The 17,356-nt window shown below is 68.6% G+C and carries 20 protein-coding genes; 10 read left to right on the top strand and 10 right to left on the bottom strand.

Annotated elements, in window-relative coordinates:
• Positions 1-22 precede the first annotated feature (22 nt).
• Positions 23-556, top strand: a complete 534-nt coding sequence (locus tag AB0E69_RS25755; RefSeq protein WP_360150992.1) for a maleylpyruvate isomerase N-terminal domain-containing protein — start codon at positions 23-25, stop codon at positions 554-556.
• Positions 553-1,455 carry an alpha/beta hydrolase gene (locus AB0E69_RS25750; protein ID WP_360150989.1) on the top strand — a complete coding sequence of 301 codons (903 nt, stop codon included), beginning with the start codon at positions 553-555 and terminating at the stop codon, positions 1,453-1,455. Before AB0E69_RS25755 ends, AB0E69_RS25750 begins: the two co-directional genes overlap by 4 nt.
• Here the strand turns inward: AB0E69_RS25750 and AB0E69_RS25745 are convergent.
• The 3 genes from AB0E69_RS25745 to AB0E69_RS25735 all read right to left on the bottom strand — a co-directional run bounded on the left by AB0E69_RS25745 (position 1,436) and on the right by AB0E69_RS25735 (position 4,602).
• Positions 1,436-2,890: a peptide MFS transporter gene (locus AB0E69_RS25745; protein ID WP_360150986.1), complete on the bottom strand. Its 1,455-nt coding sequence runs from the start codon at positions 2,888-2,890 to the stop codon at positions 1,436-1,438. The two genes, AB0E69_RS25750 and AB0E69_RS25745, sit on opposite strands and share 20 nt — an antisense overlap.
• Positions 2,891-2,898: 8 nt before the next feature.
• Positions 2,899-3,609 (bottom strand): hypothetical protein, encoded by a 711-nt coding sequence (locus AB0E69_RS25740; RefSeq protein WP_360150983.1) that lies wholly within the window; start codon positions 3,607-3,609, stop codon positions 2,899-2,901.
• Positions 3,610-3,741: 132 nt separating this feature from the next.
• On the bottom strand, positions 3,742-4,602 hold the full coding sequence (locus AB0E69_RS25735; protein ID WP_360150980.1) for a LysR family transcriptional regulator: 861 nt from the start codon (positions 4,600-4,602) through the stop codon (positions 3,742-3,744).
• A gap of 74 nt (positions 4,603-4,676) precedes the next feature.
• Here AB0E69_RS25735 and AB0E69_RS25730 point away from each other — a divergent pair, with 74 nt between their 5' ends.
• From AB0E69_RS25730 to AB0E69_RS25720, 3 genes are read left to right on the top strand one after another with little or no spacing between them, the layout of a single operon-like run.
• Positions 4,677-5,204 carry a dihydrofolate reductase family protein gene (locus AB0E69_RS25730; RefSeq protein ID WP_360150977.1) on the top strand — a complete coding sequence of 176 codons (528 nt, stop codon included), beginning with the start codon at positions 4,677-4,679 and terminating at the stop codon, positions 5,202-5,204.
• A 31-nt stretch (positions 5,205-5,235) separates the two neighbouring features.
• Entirely contained in the window at positions 5,236-6,423 is a 1,188-nt protein-coding gene (locus AB0E69_RS25725) for a Gfo/Idh/MocA family oxidoreductase (RefSeq protein WP_360150974.1), read from the top strand.
• On the top strand, positions 6,423-7,250 hold the full coding sequence (locus AB0E69_RS25720) for a Gfo/Idh/MocA family oxidoreductase (protein ID WP_360150971.1): 828 nt from the start codon (positions 6,423-6,425) through the stop codon (positions 7,248-7,250). Before AB0E69_RS25725 ends, AB0E69_RS25720 begins: the two co-directional genes overlap by 1 nt.
• A 13-nt stretch (positions 7,251-7,263) precedes the next feature.
• Here the strand turns inward: AB0E69_RS25720 and AB0E69_RS25715 are convergent, their stop codons facing one another.
• The 4 genes from AB0E69_RS25715 to AB0E69_RS25700 form a co-directional block, all read right to left on the bottom strand.
• Entirely contained in the window at positions 7,264-7,758 is a 495-nt protein-coding gene (locus AB0E69_RS25715; RefSeq protein ID WP_360150968.1) for a hypothetical protein, read from the bottom strand.
• A gap of 219 nt (positions 7,759-7,977) precedes the next feature.
• Positions 7,978-8,679 (bottom strand): DUF4386 family protein, encoded by a 702-nt coding sequence (locus AB0E69_RS25710; RefSeq protein ID WP_360150965.1) that lies wholly within the window; start codon positions 8,677-8,679, stop codon positions 7,978-7,980.
• 131 nt (positions 8,680-8,810) lie between these two features.
• Positions 8,811-9,635, bottom strand: coding sequence for an ACT domain-containing protein (locus tag AB0E69_RS25705; protein ID WP_360150962.1), 825 nt, complete (start codon positions 9,633-9,635; stop codon positions 8,811-8,813).
• 268 nt (positions 9,636-9,903) lie between these two features.
• Positions 9,904-11,097, bottom strand: coding sequence for a hypothetical protein (locus AB0E69_RS25700; RefSeq protein WP_360150959.1), 1,194 nt, complete (start codon positions 11,095-11,097; stop codon positions 9,904-9,906).
• Between the two features lie 106 nt (positions 11,098-11,203).
• Between AB0E69_RS25700 and AB0E69_RS25695 the strand changes: the two genes are divergently transcribed.
• Both AB0E69_RS25695 and AB0E69_RS25690 read left to right on the top strand, forming a co-directional pair.
• Positions 11,204-11,914 (top strand): 2OG-Fe(II) oxygenase, encoded by a 711-nt coding sequence (locus AB0E69_RS25695; protein WP_360150956.1) that lies wholly within the window; start codon positions 11,204-11,206, stop codon positions 11,912-11,914.
• Positions 11,915-12,007: 93 nt separating this feature from the next.
• On the top strand, positions 12,008-12,766 hold the full coding sequence (locus AB0E69_RS25690; protein WP_360150953.1) for an AIM24 family protein: 759 nt from the start codon (positions 12,008-12,010) through the stop codon (positions 12,764-12,766).
• Here the strand turns inward: AB0E69_RS25690 and AB0E69_RS25685 are convergent.
• The gene (locus tag AB0E69_RS25685) at positions 12,749-13,387 is read right to left on the bottom strand and encodes a hypothetical protein (protein WP_360150950.1); all 639 of its coding nucleotides are present in this window, start codon (positions 13,385-13,387) and stop codon (positions 12,749-12,751) included. The two genes, AB0E69_RS25690 and AB0E69_RS25685, sit on opposite strands and share 18 nt — an antisense overlap.
• A gap of 24 nt (positions 13,388-13,411) precedes the next feature.
• Between AB0E69_RS25685 and AB0E69_RS25680 the strand changes: the two genes are divergently transcribed.
• From AB0E69_RS25680 to AB0E69_RS25670, 3 genes are all read left to right on the top strand, one after another.
• A complete protein-coding gene (locus AB0E69_RS25680; protein ID WP_360150947.1) occupies positions 13,412-13,858 on the top strand; it encodes a GNAT family N-acetyltransferase in 447 nt (148 codons plus the stop codon).
• Positions 13,855-14,721 carry an LLM class flavin-dependent oxidoreductase gene (locus tag AB0E69_RS25675; protein ID WP_360150944.1) on the top strand — a complete coding sequence of 289 codons (867 nt, stop codon included), beginning with the start codon at positions 13,855-13,857 and terminating at the stop codon, positions 14,719-14,721. The genes AB0E69_RS25680 and AB0E69_RS25675 overlap by 4 nt, the downstream gene beginning before the upstream one ends.
• Positions 14,722-14,786: 65 nt before the next feature.
• A complete protein-coding gene (locus AB0E69_RS25670) occupies positions 14,787-15,644 on the top strand; it encodes a formylglycine-generating enzyme family protein (protein WP_360150941.1) in 858 nt (285 codons plus the stop codon).
• Here AB0E69_RS25670 and AB0E69_RS25665 read toward each other — a convergent pair.
• The gene (locus AB0E69_RS25665; RefSeq protein ID WP_360150938.1) at positions 15,634-16,860 is read right to left on the bottom strand and encodes an MFS transporter; all 1,227 of its coding nucleotides are present in this window, start codon (positions 16,858-16,860) and stop codon (positions 15,634-15,636) included. The two genes, AB0E69_RS25670 and AB0E69_RS25665, sit on opposite strands and share 11 nt — an antisense overlap.
• Positions 16,857-17,324 (bottom strand): MarR family transcriptional regulator, encoded by a 468-nt coding sequence (locus AB0E69_RS25660; RefSeq protein ID WP_360150936.1) that lies wholly within the window; start codon positions 17,322-17,324, stop codon positions 16,857-16,859. The genes AB0E69_RS25665 and AB0E69_RS25660 overlap by 4 nt, the downstream gene beginning before the upstream one ends.
• Positions 17,325-17,356: the final 32 nt, after the last annotated feature.

Raw genomic sequence — 17,356 nt, 5'->3', positions numbered from 1 at the left:
GCGCGGATGGTTGATTGACGCCATGCGTACTGCGAAAACGACGCCGGAGCAGGCCGTTGCCCTGTTCCGGGCGGACCAACAGCTGCTCCTGGACCGAATCAACGGGCTCAAGGAAGAAGACCTCCGAGCCCCGTACTACGTCAGCGACGGCCCGCTCGGCCACTTCTGCGACAGCCTGCACGACCTGGTCGGTCACATCCTGATGTGGGACGAGATCACCCTCGCCGTACTGCGCGACGCCCGCGCCGGCCGCCTGCACTGGAGCATCGACCCGCGCTGGGAAACCCCCGAGATCGGCAGCGCCCTCAACATCGGCGGCGTCGAGGCCGCCCGCCACATCCCGTCCGACCTCCTCCTGCACCGCTACCACAGCGTCGCCGAGGCGCTGGTCGCCGAGCTCGAGCAGTACGACGAAGACACCTGGACGGACCCGTCCACGGGCGGCGGTTTCGACGGCGGGATCGGTGCGCTGGCGGAGTACGCGTCCACCCCGCCGAACCAGGTCGTCTTCGGCCACGCGGCCCGTCACCTCCAGCCGGAGCCGAGCGCCGCATGAGCACGCTTGCCGAGGACATCGAATTTGTCGACATGCCGCAGTTCGCTGCCGAGACAGAGAGCCTGCTGCAACGGTTGGCAGCGCCGCCGTCCGAGGGCGACCCGTACGAGGCTTTGCTGAAGGATCGTGAGGACCTGCCGGAGGTCGAGCTGGCCGGCGAACGCGACCCGAGAGTGGAGGTCGAGGACGTCGGCATCGACCTGCCCGGGCGGACGCTGGAGGCCAGGATCTACCGGCTGGACGACCGACCTCGGCCGGTCGTGCTGTGGCTGCACGGCGGCGGCTTCGTTGGCGGACACCTGCGCGACATCGAGTACGCAACCTCGGGAATTGCGGCGGCCGGCGACGTCACGGTGGTCTCGCTCAACTACCGACTCGCCCCAGAAAACCCTTACCCAGCAGCACTTCACGACGTCCGCGACGCCCTCACCTGGATCCGCAACGCCGGGCTGGGCACCGACTGGATCGCGGTAGGAGGGCAAAGCGCCGGCGCCGCCTTGGCCGCCGGCGCCTGCCTGCTGATCCGCGACGAAGGCGGCCCACTCCCCGACCGCCAGATCCTCTGCTACCCGACCCTCGACGTCCACCCGGAGGCCGACTGGTTCCGCTGGTACCTCGGCGTCCCCACCAGTGAGGTCCCACCGACCGCGGTACCGCTGCGGGCGACCACTCTTGCAGGTCTCCCACCAGCCCTGGTCCTGGCGGCCGGCCGGGACGACCTGCGGGACGACGCCCTCGCCTACGCCGACCGCCTCACCAAGGACAACGTCGAAACCCGCCTGGTCGAGTACGCCGACACCATGCACGCGTTCCTCAACTTCCCAGCAGCTCTGAGCGCCGGGCGGCACGCGGTCGAGCTGATCGGCGCGGACCTACGGCTCAGTGCACACCGCTCATGAGCCGCTTGATCGGGCGGACCGACAGCGCGAGCATGCCGCCCAGGAGCAGCGCGACCCCGCCGATGATCCCGAAGTACAGCTTCTCGTGGTCGGTGCTGTAGAACTTCGCCAGTACGCCGGACAACGCCGTACCGAGCGCGATCGACAGGAAGAACAAGGCAACCATCTGGGTCCGGAACCGCACCGGCGCGAGCTTGGTCGACAGCGACAGGCCGACCGGTGACAGCAGCAGCTCCGCGACCGTGAACACCAGCAGGATGCCGGCGAGCCCGAGCAGCGGCGCGCTGTTCGGGCCGCCGCCGGCCATGGTCAGGAAGAGCAGGAACGCGACGCCCATCACCGCCAACCCGAGGCTGAACTTGACCGGCGTCGACGGCTGCCGCGGCCCGAGCTTGGTCCAGAGCGCCGCGAACACCCCGGACAGCACGATGATCATCACCGGGTTGATCGACTGCACGAACGACACCGGCATCTCCCAGCCGAAGATGTTCCGGTCCAGCCGCTGGTCGGAGTAGATCGTCACCACGGTGAACTGCTGCTGGTACAGCGACCAGAACGCCGCGCTCGCGATGAACAGCGGGATGAACGCCTGCACCCGGTGCCGCTCGACTTCCGTCAGCTGCTTGCTGCCCAGGATCACCGCGAAGTAGATCACCGCCGCGAGCGCACTCAGCACCGCTACCGCCGTTGCGTACTTCGACGCCGGCAGCACGCCCGAGATCAGCACCACGACGATCACGACCACGACAGCGCCCGCGATGAGTGCGACCCTGCGGAGCGCCTCCGGCGGCAGCGGGTTCGGTACGTCGCTCGCCGCCGGGCTGAGCCGCCTGCGGCCGGCGCCGTACTGCACGATGCCGAGGAACATCCCGGCCGCGGCGAGCCCGAAGCCGTAGTGGAAACCGGCGTTCTTCTGCAGCAGACCGGTGAGGATCGGGCCGACCAGCGCGCCGAGGTTGATGCCGAGGTAGAACAGCGAGAAGCCGCCGTCGCGGCGGTCGTCGTTCTCGGCGTACAGCGTGCCGACCAGGGAGGTCGCGTTCGCCTTCACGCCGCCGCTGCCGAGCGCGATCAGGACCAGGCCGACGGCCACTCCGGCGAGCCCGGGAATCAACGCTAGTGCGATGTGCCCGGCCATCACCACGATCGCGCTGTAGAACAAGGTGCGTTCGGCGCCGAGCAGGCGGTCGGCGAGCCAGGCGCCGAGGATCGTCGAGAGGTACACCAGGCCGCCGTACGCGCCGACGATGCTGGTCGCCGTACCCTCGTCGATGCCGAGGCCGCCGCGGTCGGCGGTGTAGTAGAGGTAGATGAGCAGGATGCCCTGCATCCCGTAGAACGAGAACCGCTCCCAGAGCTCGACGCCGAACAGGTTCGCGAGAACCGGTGGGTGTCCGAAGAACGTGCGTCGGCGCTCGGTCTCGGTCTGGCTCACAGGTCTCCTCAGTGGTCGGCGCGGTGCGTGAACCAGCGCGCGGGGTCGCCGGCTGCCCGCGGGTTCGACGCCATCCAGGTGGCGAACGAGTCGGGGTGGCGGCGCTCGAGCTCGTCGAGGTACGCCCGCCGTACGTCGGCCATCGCGGTCCGGCGGTCTGCGCCGGCCGTCCGCTGCAGCTGGGTGAAGCTTCGTCGCCAAGCCAAGCACAGCTCGTCGTCGGTCAGCTCGCTGACGCTCCGGGTCACCGCCAACAGGTACTTCGGCAGCGGCCAGTCAGCAGGTAGACCGCTGACCTTGGGGTTGACCAGCGCGGTGCCGGTACGCCGACGGGTCGATGCCGTCGGCAACTTCTTGGACCAGGCCGGATGGTCCTTGGTCGGACGGTCCTCAGCTGGAGGGTCGTCGGCCGGCCGGGAATACAGCCAGCCGACGACCGGTGGCGACGAGCAGGCGATCAGCAGCACCAGCGCGAAGGTCCCGTCGCCGACGGCGGCGGCGTACCCGCAGATCGAGAGGACGACCAGTCCACCGAGCCCGGCCCAGCGCGGGATGAGGCGGAGCAGGTCGGGGGTCGGCAGGTCGCGGCCGAGCCCGATGCTCAGGCACACCGATCCGGCCGTGAACGCGGCCACGAAGAAAGCCACCAGGTTGGTCGACGGTCGCACGAACACCAGCGACGCGACCACGCCGATGGCGGCCAGCAGCCCCACGGCCACCCGCCAGCTCCGGCGATATCCAAGCCCGACGCAGTCCACCATGCACACCTAGTGCCCATCACCCAGTTCGTCCAACCGGGATCGACCGGCCCCCGCCGAGGGTGTGCCTCGCGTGCTGACGAGAGGTACGCCCTACTCCAGTGTTACTCGTTTCAGGGCCGCAATGAAGGCAGTGGTGCTCGGCGGGTCGGGAGGTTCTCCATAGCTGGCCAGATGGATGCGGCGGTAGATGGGGAGCTTGGTGGTTTTGATGCCCGCGGCGAGATGAGATTGCAACGCGAGACCGGGCATGGTCGTGACCCCCAGACCGGCGGCGACGAAGGCCTGCTCGACGATGATGTCGTCGCTGGTGAAGGCGATGTGCGGGGTGAAGCCGGCGTCCTCGCAGTGCGCGAGCAGCTCGCGGCGGCAGTTCACGCAGCCGGCGATCCAGTCCGAGTCGCGGTGGTCGGCGAGGGTCTCGCCGGTACGGCGGCTCAGCAGGTAGACCGGGTCGTCGCGGAGATGCGTGTACCGGAGCCCGTCGTCGGGCTGCTCGTCGTCGTACCGGAACACGATCGCGAGGTCGATCTCGCCGGCCCTCAGCTGCTCGGCGGCGATCCGGGGATGGACGTCGGTGAGCTCGAGCTCGAGGTTCGGGTGCGCGGCGCGGAGCTCGGCGGCCGCCGGTGGGACCAGGACGCTGAGGGCCGAGCTGAACGCACCGACGCGGACCCGGCCCGTCTGCAGGCCGACCATCGCGGCGAGCTCGGCATCGGCCGCATCGACCCGGCCGACGATCTCCGCGGCGCGACGGGCGAGCACTACGCCCTCGGGGGTTAGCCGGATGCCGCGGCCGACCTTTTGAACGAGCTTCGCGCCGGTCGCGGCTTCGAGCCGGGCAAGGTGATGGCTGACGGTGGGCTGCGTGTAGTGCAACGCCGCGGCCGCCGCGGTCACCGAACCGTGCGCGGCAACCGCGGCCAGCACCCGCAGCCGGACGAGGTCGAGCATGCATCGATGGTATCTATGCGTCAGCCGCCACATTGGCATTGGACGCATGAGTTCTGCTGCCGGAGCCTGGTGACATGACCGAAAAAGTGATCTGGCACATGACAATGTCCCTCGACGGCTTCATCGGCGACCGTGACGACGACGTCTCCTGGGGGTTCCTCGCGGAGGGCGGACCCTCGACGCTCGGCGCGGAGGTGATCGCTTCCTGCGGCGCCTTCCTGTGCGGCGGGAAGCGGGTCGACGCGGTCGGCAAGAACCGCCCGTACGGCGGGGCGTGGCAGGGACCGATCCTGATCTACACGCACAAGGATCCGGCGACGAACCCGATCCCCGAGTTCACGTACGTCTCGGGTGACATCCGTGAGGTGGTCGCCGGCGGCCTGGAGGCGGCAGGCGGCAAGGACCTCGTGGTGACCGGCGGCGCCGTACCGCGGCTGGCCCTCGACGCCGGACTGGTCGACGAGATCGTTCTGCACATCGCGCCGGTGCTGCTGGGCGAGGGCGTCCGTTTCTACGACAGCCCAGGGGTATCGCCGACTCGACTGAAGCTGATCACGTCCGAGGGTATGAACTACCGCTTCGCCGTGGTGACGCGTCTTTGACTGGCAAACCTTTGCATGCTGCAATCGCGCAATGAAACCTTCCCTGCGCTTCGCGATTGTTGGTGCCGGCACCATCGGTGGGGTTCATGCGCAGTTGATCGAGGCGCTTGGCGATGAGGCGGCGCTGGTTGCGGTGGTCGATGCCAAGGTCGATCGGGCGCAGGCGTTGGCTTCGCAGTACGGCGGTCAGGCTTATGCGAGCGCAGCCGAGGCGTACGCGGCGGAGGAGCTCGACGCGGTGTCGATCTGCGTCCCGAGTGCGTTGCACGCGGAGGCGGCGATCGAGGCGCTGGACGCGGGCAAGCACGTGATCGTCGAGAAGCCGGTGGACATCACGCTCGACGCCGCGGATCGGTTGATCGAGGCGCAGCTGAAGAGCGGCCGTACGGTGACGGTGATCAGTCAGCGCCGCTTCCAGCCGCCCGTGGTCGAGATCAAGTCGGCGGTCGAGCGTGGTTCGCTCGGGCGGATCACGTCCGGGATCGCGGAGTCGGCGTTCTTCCGGCCGCAGTCGTACTACGACGGCGACGACTGGCGCGGCACCCTCGCGATGGACGGCGGCGGCGCCCTGATGAACCAGGGCATCCACGCCCTGGACCTGCTGGTCTGGATGCTCGGCCGCCCGGTCCAGGTCAGCGCCCAGACCGGCCAACTCGCCCACCAGAACCTCGAGGTCGAAGACCTGGCCTGCGCCACCATCGTCTTCGAATCCGGCGCCATCGGCCTCCTCCTCGCCAGCACCGCGGCGTACCCCGGCCGCCCAGTCCGCCTGACAATCCACGGCTCCCAAGGCACAGCCATCCTGGACAACGACGAGCTGACCTACCTCGCCACGACAGCAGACACCGAGGCCACTCCGGTGATCCATTCCCCAGGCGCACCAGCAACGCCCTCCCCGGACTCCCAAGCTGCCCTCTCGTCAGCCGCACCCGCGAGCGTCGCGGCCGCGCCGGTTTCGCAGGAGCCTTCGATCGAGCCTGCTGGCCGGGGTGCTGCCCAGGTCGAGCCTGCTGGCCGGGGCGCTGCCCAGGTCGAGCCCGCTGGGTGGGGCGCTGTCCAGCTTGCACATCTGGCGCAGTACCGGGACTTCATCGCCTCTGTTCGGGAGGGACATTCGCCGGCTGTGTCGTTGGAGGCTGGGCGGCGTTCGTTGGCGACTGTGCTTGCTGTGTACGAATCTGCGCGTCTGGGGCGCCCGGTCGCGTTGCAGGACGTCTGATGCGCATCGCGTTGGTAGGGACCGAGAACAGCCACGCGGACCACCTCGTCCGCCATCTCAACGTCGAAGGCCAGCAGCACCGGATCGTAGCGCTGGTAGGCGACGACGAACGCACGAGAGAGCTCGCCAAGGCCGGCGACATCGAGCGTGTGGTGGCGACCTCAGGTGAATTGCTGGCCGACGTGGACGCCCTGATCGTCACCAACCGCGACGGCGCACTCCACCGCGCGGAGGCCGTACCGTTCCTGGAGGCAGGCATCCCGGTGTGGGTCGACAAGCCGTTAGCCGCCAGTACGACGGACGCACGCGAGATCCTCCAAGCAGCGCACCGCGGCAAGACGCAGGTCACGTCGTACTCCGCGATCCGCTGGCTACCGGACGCGGACGAGCTCGCCACAGCCGACGTCGGCGACCTGCAGACCGTGACAGTGACCGGCCCAGCCGACCCCGACAGCGAGCACTCCGGCATCTTCTTCTACGGCATCCACACCGCCGACCTCGCCCAACGCCTCGCCCCCGGCGACCCAGCACCGGTCGAGGTGGCCCGCGTCGGCTCAACGATCATCGCGACGTACCGAACCGGAGAGATCCTGGTGACCTTGCAGTTGGTCAAGCCAACGGACACCGACCGAGTCCCCTTCCACGCCCACCTCGTCGGCCGAACCGGCCTGACCAGCCGCGACATACGCCTCGACTCGGAGTACGTCCTCCCCGGCTTGAAGGTGTTCCTCGAGATGCTGGACACCGGCCAACCACCACTCGACGACGCAACCATGCTCGCCCCCATCACCGTCCTCGAACAGCTAGGAAACGCATTGCGCACCTGAGCTCAACCGGTGATTACCTTGTTTTGCGGGGGCCGGCGCGCTCGCGTTCCGCTGCGACGTCCTGGTCGAACCGGGCCAGGCGCCCCGGGAGATCCTCAGCGGAGGCGATCTTCTGGGCGGCGAGCTGATGGTGCTTGGTGATGAGGTGCCGGCGCGCGGCCGCCGCGGCTGTGTTGAAGTCCTTGACTTCCTGCGGCGTCGGTGGCCGTCGTCTGATCAGCCGGGCGATCGCATACCCGAAGAGGACCAAGGCGATGATCACAAAGATCCACGGGGCCGGGGAGGAGCTCATGTCCCCGTAGCTCGCCGTCGAGCCGTTGATTCGGCACCGATCCCCCGGGCGCATCTGGACGTTTCCGCAGGTCGGACCCTGGCTCGCCAGCTTCGCCCCCAGCGCCAGCGCCCCGGCGCCGAAGATGAACAGCCACACCACCGCCCTGGTGGAAATGCGGCCGGGCCAGTTGTACCGCGCGAATTCCCGTGCCGGCCGACGGCGTCCGGCTACCATCGCGCCACCAAGAGGGAGGCGCTCGGATGTTCCTTCATGACGTCCTCCTGGTTACGGAGCGTTCCATGCAGGTACGGACGATACTCGACGTCCGGAGCATGCGGCGCTCGATCTGGACCAACCTGGGGCCCTCCGGTGTCCGGCGTCAGATGTCGGCTCAGTAGGAATGCAGGAGACGAGCGGGCTCGTCTCCTGCATTCGGGTTGTAGGTTCGCCGAGTTAGCTTGCGGTTGACGGCTGGGCAGCTCCGCCGGTGGTGAGTTCGGGCAGGTGTTCGCGGACCATGAATCCGCTCGCGCAGACGATCCAGACCGCCGAGACCAGCAGCGGGACCGCGGTCATCAAGGTGCCGCCGGCAACGAACGTGCCGGACGTCGCCAAGATGCCGAACGCGCCGAGGAACGACACCAGGGCGGCCAGCATCCCCAGGTAGCCGAGCCAGTTCGGCATCACGTGGGTTCGCAGTACGCCGAGTCCGGCCGCGGCCAGCGGCAGTGCGGCGGCGAAGCCGATCATGGTCGTCATCACCGCGGTCGCGTCGTACAGCATCCCGGTCATCGCCGCATCCCGACCGTCGACGCCGAACGACGTCGCGGCCGTGAGGGCGGCATTCACGAAGATCGCGCCGCCGACCAGAACCGAACCGGCGAGCAACGCGAGATGTACGTCGCTGCGCTCGGCCCGCTCCCGCATCGCCTCCGCGAAGGCCGCCGCGAACCAGATGACGAGTCCGGCAGCGGCTGCCCACAGCAGGGCGCTCAACAACATGGTGGTCCGGTGGTCAGTGAGCCAGCTCGAGATCGTGCTGTCCGAATCACCGACCGTCGGAGGGTTGCCGGGCAGGAACCTGCCCAGCAGTGCCAGGACGACGAAGGCCAGTCCGGCGAAGCCGCCCCAACGCAACTCGTGTCGCTCAGTCATGGGGAACACCTCCAACGCGCACCACGCGGTGTGGTGCATCTACTGCCGATGGTCCCCCGTTCCCACCCGCAGTCAAGCGTTTGCCATGCTTCGGTGCAGGCGGGATCGCTCCCTCGAGACGGAGCCTGGACCTACTTCCGCGGTAGCAGGCGTGAGGTGGCGAGTTCTGCGAGTTCGGCCAGGCGGTGGGCTCTGGCTGATTCGGCGGGGGTGAACGGTTCACCTGGGCGGACGAAGGCGAACAGGCCCGTCCACGGCGACGGGATCTTCAGGGTCGTCCCGTCGGCCGGCAGCGGTACGGCGAGGGTGGCACGGTCAGTGACGGGTTGGGCCCCGAGGAGTTCGGCGACGGCGTGCGGAAGCTCGGCCGGATCCGCGACCACCCGCGCCGAAAGACTGAGCGCCTTCGTCTGCCCGTCGACGAGCGCCAGCGCTGTCGTTGGCCACACGTGGACGTCGTACCCGCCGGCAGCTTCGACAAGAGCTTGGAGGACGGCTCCGTTGACCGCATCCGGAGTCGAGACGACCAACTCGTCCCGTACGCCGTGATCGATCGGGTGCACGTGCAGCCCGAGGATGTTCGCGTCGACGTCCGCGAGCCGGCGAGCGACCCGCTGCAGCGATCCGGCGCGATCGTCGAGCGTCATGCGGATCCGCCAGAGCCCGTCAAGACCCGGCCTCGGTCGCCTCTTCGGCGCGTGCAGCCACGTTCGCAGCAAACGCATCGTGGACGGCTCGACCACCCAGATCACCAACGCGGTCGTGACGGAGGCCAGCACGGCGACCGACACCAGGTACGGCGGGTGCACGGCCAGCACGATCGCATGCAGCACAAGCTCCACCGGAGCGACGGCCACCAGCTTGGCGAACGTCAGCCGAAGCCGTCGCGGATGAGGAAGCCGCCCACAAACCTCACACGCCACCCCACCCGCAAGCGTCACCCGCAACGATTCCACACCCCCGACCATCACTCCCCCACGTTGCCCCCCGATTGCACCCCCATGAAGTTCTCCGCCCCTCCGGAACCGCCGAGCAGCCCAAGTCTCAGCTGATCGGGATGCGACGGTGGTGTCCGGGGCAGGTGATCGTGCCGGTCCAGGTCGGGTACGACGTGGACCAGCACGTCAGCGTGCCGCGATGACGTGCCGGACAGACACTGGGCACCGCCTTAGGTACGACGGCGGCGCCGTGAGCCGGGCGAGCTGCGTCGTACTGCGGTTCGCTCTAGTTCTGGGGGCCGTTGGCGTGGGCCTCTTGGGTGAACCAGGAGCGGACGGCGGGGAGGGATGCGAGGGCTGAGGCGACGTGGTCGAGTTGGCCGAGGTCGATTAGCTGCGCGTGGGCGCCGTGTTGGTGGAGTTGGTGGAGGCAGGACTCGGCGTTGGCGAAGACGACGTCGCGGTCGCCGTGGGATGCGTACAGCCTGGTGGGGGCGTCGGGTGCCCAGCGGCAGACCTGGTTGGCGCGGATGGCCGCGGCCAGACGGCCGGTCGGATGCTCGAGCAGGGCGCGCCAGCTGGGCTGGACCAGTTGGGTGGGCGGCGGCAGCGCAGCGGCGATCTCATCGATCTCGTGGGTGCCGTCGTACAGGTCGGCGAGCCGACCGGCGCTCGGTTCGGTGAAGGCTTCGGCCGGGTCGTCGTACAGATGGTAGAGCGGGTTCCAGGCAGTGAGGACATACGAGATGTACCCCGAGGCACGTTGCGGATCGACCTGGTTGGGATCGAACATCACCGGGAACTCGGTCGCCAGGTCGTACGGACCGGAGATCGGAGCGAGCGCGGCGACGGCCCAGCGCGAGCCGGAACGCTGCAGTGCCTGGCCGGTCGCCATCACCGCGTGGCCGCCCTGGGAGAAGCCGGTCAGGAACACCCGGTGCGACAGCGAAGCCACCCGGTCGGCAGCAGTCAGCATGTCCACCGATGCAGACGCCTCAGAGGCCGCGTGCACGTACGGATGCAGCCCTGCCGATACGCCCAGCCCGAGATAGTCGGGAGCCGACACGGCAAACCCGCCGGACGCGAAGAAGGACGACACCAGCCGACTCTCGTCGGTGACCAAGGCGGACGGCGCGTCGGCGCGCTTCGCAACCGTCGAATGCTCATAGGAGACAACCGGCAGCCTGCCCCGCTTCCCATGCGGTAACGCGAGCAACCCGCTGGCGATCGCCGGTTCGCCGTACGCCGAGATCGTGCAGTACACGACCCGGTACGAGTCCACGCCGTACTGCGCGCCAACGGGCAGGCCCGCGCCCTGGAGCTCCTCGTCCACCTCTGATCGGGTCAGCCGCAGGACCTGGCTGACCGAGACCACCCGTCCTCGCGCACCACACCCGCCGGCATCGGCCTCGGCCGGCACAGCGGCCGGAGCCACCATCGTGAACGCCGCTCCGATGGCGGCAACCGCGGTTCTCAACATGCCTGTAACGCTAGGGTTCTCGCCTCCCCACAACGATGGTGCTAACCCCCGAATCGAGGGTGGGGTTATCCCCTCACACCTGCGCCAGTCCACCCGTTCCACACACATGAACAAGTACGAGCGACGAGTGGCCGGAGCGGACTGGGACGCGGTGAGCGCCGAGGTGAACGACCTCGGCTGTGCGTTGCTGCCCCAGTTGCTCACCCCGACCGAGTGCGCGAAGATCGCCGGGCTGTACGACGAGGTCGGGCGCTTCCGCGCGACGATTGACATGGCCCGGCATCGCTTCGGCGAGGGGCAGTACCGGTACTTCGCCGAGCCGTTCCCGGATGCGGTTGAGGAGCTGCGGACGCTCCTCTACCCGCGGCTGTTGCCGATCGCTCAGGACTGGTACGAAAGGCTCGGCCGGGACGCAGAGTGGCCGGACACCTTGAGCGAGTGGCTGGACATCTGTCACGAGGCCGGCCAGACGCGGCCGACACCGATCCTGCTGCGCTACCAATCGGGCGACTGGAACGCGCTGCACCGAGACCTGTACGGCGACAAGGTGTTCCCCCTGCAGGTCGTGATCAACCTCAACGACCCCGGTGTCGACCACACCGGCGGCGAGTTCCTGCTGGTCGAGCAGCGGCCACGCGCGCAGTCCCGCGGTACGTCGACCCTCCTCCCCCAGGGCCACGGCCTGGTGTTCACCACCCGGGACCGGCCGGTGAAGTCCGCCCGCGGCTGGTCCGCGGCGCCGGTCCGCCACGGCGTGTCCGTGATCCGCAGCGGCCGGCGACACACCTTGGGCCTCGTCTTCCACGACGCCAAGTAGTAATCAGGGCAGGATCCGGGTGGCACCGGGTGGGCACAGCGTGGGTCGGAACCTACGCTCGGGGTTGCTGAAGTCAATCGAGGGGGTAGGTCAGTGCGGAGTGAACTGTTCGCGTCGGCGAACCAGGAGCAGGAGTCGGCGCAGCCCGGGTTGCGGTTGCAGAACTCGAAGCTGCTGAAAGTGGAGTTGCGCGGTGAGGTGATGGCGCGGCAGGGGGCGATGGTCGCGTACCAGGGCAACGTGCAGTTCGAGGCCCAGGGAGCCGGCGGGATCGGCAAGTTCCTGAAGAGCAAGCTGACCGGCGAGGGCATCCCGCTGATGAAGCTGCGCGGCCAGGGTGACGTGTTCCTCGCCGACCGGGCCGCGGACGTGTACCTGATCGACCTGGAAGGGCCGCACGACGGGCTCAGCATCAACGGGGCGAACGTGCTCGCGTTCGAGCCGACGCTGAGCTGGGACATCCAGCGCGTGTCGGGCGTCGGGATGCTGTCCAACGCCGGCCTCTTCAACTGCACGTTCACCGGTCAGGGCCGGCTGGCGATCACCTGCAAGGGCACGCCAGTGGTGCTGAACGTGGACCAGCCGACGTACGTCGACCCGCAGGCGGCGGTGTGCTGGTCGACCAGCCTGCAGACCGGGTACCAGCGCGCCGACCAGATCGGGCTGGGCACGCTGCTCGGCCGGACCACGGGCGAGGCGTTCACGATGAGCTTCGGCGGTCACGGGTTCGTCGTCGTCCAGCCGTCCGAGGAGCCGCCCGGCGGCGTCATCGGCGGCACCGGCGGCGGCAACCAGGCCGGCCAGGACGGCGGCGTGGCCGGGGTTCTCGGGGGTCTACTCGGGGGACGTTAGTTCTTCGCAGATGTCCCAGGCAGCTTGCCGCAGGAGGGCCGCGGTGTTTGCATCGAGGCCCTTCACCGGTACGTCGGTGCCGACCGGATCCTCGTCGAGCAGCGCAATCAGGAAGACACACGCGGCGAGGTAACTGCCGGCGAGCGCCGGGTGGCTGTTGTCGTCGTCGTGCAGCACGGGTACGTCGTACTTCGCGAGGAACCGCTTCCAGACCATACCTACTGGTATGAGCGTGGCGCCGAGCTCGACCGCGGCCGCGCCGTACGCGTTCGTCAACGCCTGCTGCGTCTCGGGCGCATTGCGCCGCGCCCAAGTCTCGTAGAACGCCGTACGCGTGCCCGCCGCCTTGATCGCCGCATCGAAGTCGCGAGCGCTCTCGCGGAACCGGTCCGGGCTCTTGATCGGCAGCGTGCTCTGCTCCTGCAGGACGACGGTGTCGTAGCCGCCGGTCGCGATCTCGCTGAGCGCCTTGCCCGCGTTGAGGTGCTGACGCAGCGACGCGCCGCCGGCCTGGATGAGCTTGTGCTCGAGGTCGATACCGCGCGCGCCGGCCAGGCCCTTCAGCAATCCGGGGAGGTTGTTGCGGGCCGTGAAGCTGTTGCCGATGAAGAGGATCCGCACAATCCCGGACGTTACTATGCGCGGGTGACAGCTGACCTGCGGATCGTGCCGGTTGACGACGAGACGACGCTGCTGGACTGGCAGTTCGTCCACAACACGATCATTCCGACGGCGGAGTTGTCGGTCGAGGAGGTGCGCGAGCGCGTGACGCGCAACGTGCTCGAGGTGGCGTACGACGGCGACATGGTCGTCGGGTGTTCTACCGTGCGACCGCCTGCCGAGGACGTACCTGAGGTCACGGTGATCGCTCGCGTGCTACCGCCGTACCGACGGCGTGGGTTTGGCGACGCGATCTACCGGCGAGCGTTGGCGCGCGGACAGGAGCTCGGCGGGTCCGGTGTGCTGACGGTGGTGCTGGCGAGCAACACGGACGGGCTGGCGTTCGCCGCGGCGCAGGGGTTCGCGGAGGTGGAGCGGTACGTGTTGCCGGGCGACACGATTCCTTTTGTCGAACTACGGTTGGGTGAATGACGATGCGCTTCTCGATCAACATCCCGAACTTCGGGGACTTTGCCGATGCCCACACCGTCGCCCGGGTCGCGACAGCGGCCGAGGAGTCCGGCTGGGACGGGCTGTTCCTGTGGGACCACGTCGTCCACCACAAGCAGAGCCGGGTCGGTCAGCCGTTCGGTGACCCGTGGATGCTGATGACGGCCGCGGCGCTCGCGACGTCCCGGATCCAGCTCGGTCCGCTGGTGACGCCGGTCGCGCGACGACGGCCGGAGCAACTGGCGCGGCAGGTGGCGACGCTGGACGGTCTGAGCGGCGGGCGGGTGATCTTCGGGGCCGGACTCGGTGGGCCGATCGACGACGAGTTCGGCAGCTTCGGCGACGAGACGGACCCGCGGGTGCTCGCTGAGCGCTTGGACGAGGGGCTGGACCTGATGGCGGCGTACTGGTCCGGGGTGACGGTCAACCACTCCGGTAAGCACTACCGGGCCGACGAGGTTCAGTTGCTTCCAGCAACGGTTCAGCAGCCGCGGCCGCCGGTGTGGATCGCCGGCTACTGGCCGCGCAAGGCGCCGATGCGGCGCGCCGCGCGCTGGGACGGCGCCGTACCCCTCTTCGCCAGCGCGAACCACGGCGAGGCGCCGCCGGTTGAAGAGCTCCGCGAACTGGTGACCTTCATCAAAGCGCAGCGGGACGATTCGACCACGCCGTACGACGTCATTGTCGGCGGCATCACGACTCCCGCCAACGCCCGCTCCGTCATCGAGCCGCTGGCCGAAGCCGGCGCCACCTGGTGGGACGAGCGTCAGCACATCCGAGGCACTGACTTCTACCGCCTGGGCCCGATTCTCGAGCGCATCGAGCAGGGGCCGCCCACCCTATGACCGCCTGCTGTGGACCTGCTCGCGGAGAGCGTGCTGCGCCACCACCTGTTCCGGACGAGCATGGGGTGCACGGCGTTGAGCAGGTCCTGGTGGATGGTGGCGTGTTCGCGATGGGCGACGCGGGTGGGGACGGGAATGCCGGGGACGGCGAGACGCCCGTACACGAGGTTGTCGTCGAGGGGTTCTCGATGGACGCGACGGCGGTGACGAACTCCGACTTTGCGGGGTTTGTCGGGGAGACGGGGTATCGGACCGAGGCCGAGGTGTTCGGGTACTCCGCGGTGTTCCATCTGGCGTTGGCGGCCGAGCCGGACGAGGTGATGGGGCCGGCTGCGGGTACGCCGTGGTGGATCGGAGTTCGCGGGGCGGACTGGCGGCATCCGGGTGGGTCTCGGTCGGAGCTGGACGGGCTCGAGGATCACCCGGTGGTGCATGTCAGCTGGAACGATGCGGTCGCTTATTGCAAGTGGGCGGGGCGGCGACTGCCCACCGAGGCTGAGTGGGAGTTCGCGGCTCGGGGCGGTGTGGCCGGGGCGCGCTATCCGTGGGGGGACGACCTGCTCGGCGAGGACGGCGCGTGGCGGTGCAACATCTGGCAGGGCGAGTTTCCGCGCGCCAACACCGAAGCGGACGGGTATCTGACGACGGCGCCGGTACGGACGTTCGAGCCGAACGGATTCGGGCTGTGGCAAATGGTCGGGAACACCTGGGAGTGGTGCGCGGACTGGTTCGGGCCGCGGTACTACAAGTTCTGCCCTGGTGAGAATCCGAAGGGCCCGTCGCTGGGGGCAGCGCGGGTTATGCGTGGCGGTTCGTACCTCTGCCACGACTCGTACTGCAACCGCTACCGCAACAGCGCACGCTCCTCCAACACGCCCGAGTCCTCGATGGGAAACGCCGGCTTCCGCACTGTCAGCCTCTAGAGCGCACCGGTTCGCTCTCGCGGAGCCCTGGAGTTGTGGCGGCGACTGCGGCGACTGCTGCGACGCAGAGGAGGGCGCCTGAGGCCAGGGAGGCGACCGGCGAGGTGAGCGAGGCGACCACGCCACCGCGCAGGTTGCCCAGGTCGGGGCCCGCCTGGCCGACGATCTGTTCGGCGGCACCGACTCGGCCTAGCAGCTCGGTTGGCGTGTGGAGCTGGACGATCGTGCTGCGCGAGACGACCGCGACTGTGTCCGCGGCCCCGGCCAGCGCGAGGAACGCCAGGGCCAGCCACGGCACCGGCGAGAACGCGAACAGCAGCAGCGCGATCCCCCAGCCCGCCGACCCCGTCAGCATCACCACGCCGTGCCGAGGCAACCGGGTGAAGGTCCCCGAGAACAGTGACGCGACCACCCCGCCGACAGCGATCGAGGTCAGGAACAACCCCAACGTCCGCGGGTTGTTGCCGAAGCGCTCGGCATTGATCACCGGGAACAGGCTGATCGGCATCGACAACACCGTCGCCGCCAGATCGGTCACCAGCGCGCCCCGGATCACCGGCGTCGCCGCGACGAACGTCAACCCCTCCCACACCCCGCGCAACCCCGGCTTCGCGGTCGCCGCGATCCGCATCCGCGGCAGTCCGAGTACGCCGTACAACGCCGCCAGGAACGTGAACGCGTCGATCAGGTAGCAGACCCCCACGCCCCAGGCGCCGACGATCAAGCCGCCGACTGCCGGGCCGACCAGCATCGCGCCCTGGAAGCCGATCCGGTTGAGCGCGATCCCCGCCGCCAACTGGTCCCGCGACAACAGCTGCGGCAACACAGTCCGCGCGACTGGACCAGCCACCGCACCAAATGTGGCCTGTACGGCGATCAGCCCGAGCAGCATCGCCACCGGCACCTGCCCGAGCACCAGCTGACTCGCCATCACCGCGGCCGTCACCAGCTGCCCGCACACCGTGAAGAGGTAGATCCGCCGCCGTTCAACCCGATCGACCAGGGCTCCGGCGAACAGTCCGAGGACGATCAACGGAAGCGCCTGCGCCAGCCCGACCGCGCCGGTCCACGCCGTACTCGACGTCTGGTCCCACACCTGGAACATGACCGCCACGAACGTCAGCTGCCCGCCGAGCGCCGACAACACCTGCCCGATCCACAGCCGCCGGTACGCGACGACCCGCAGCGGCCGGAGGTCGATGAGCGCGTGCTTCACTGCAGCTTCTCCGCGACTCGGTCGTAGAAGCTCTTCCGGGCCAGCGCGGCCTCGATGTCTTGCACCACCTGCGTCAACGGGTAGGGCAGCTCGGCCTCGAGCTCCGTGATTACGGCCTCGGTCGCACGCCACTCAGCGGCGAGCAGGTCGACCAACTGCTTCGACTTGGCCGTCAACGTGACCTTCTTGCTCCGCGCGTCCACACCCGGCACGGTCCGCACCAGCCCGGCCCGGCGCATCGCCGCAACCTTCTGGCTCAGTGCCGAGTGCGTCCGTCCCACCGACTCGGCCAGCTCGGTAATCGTCATCGGCCCGCGAATATGCAGCCGCAGCAACTCCATCACGTACGTCGGCTTCAGCCCCTCGATCTGCCGATCGGTGTAGATCCGCCCGATCTCCCCGTCGATCCGCCCCAGCAACTGATGCACCCCACGCCACTGACTCGACTCCGTCGGATCGTCCATCCACCGATCATAACAGCACTTATATAAGCACT

It is taken from the genome of Kribbella sp. NPDC026611 (assembly GCF_040638345.1).
Lineage (GTDB): Bacteria > Actinomycetota > Actinomycetes > Propionibacteriales > Kribbellaceae > Kribbella.
The sequence above is the reverse complement of the archived record's forward strand: the minus strand, read 5'-3'. Positions and strand labels throughout refer to the sequence as shown.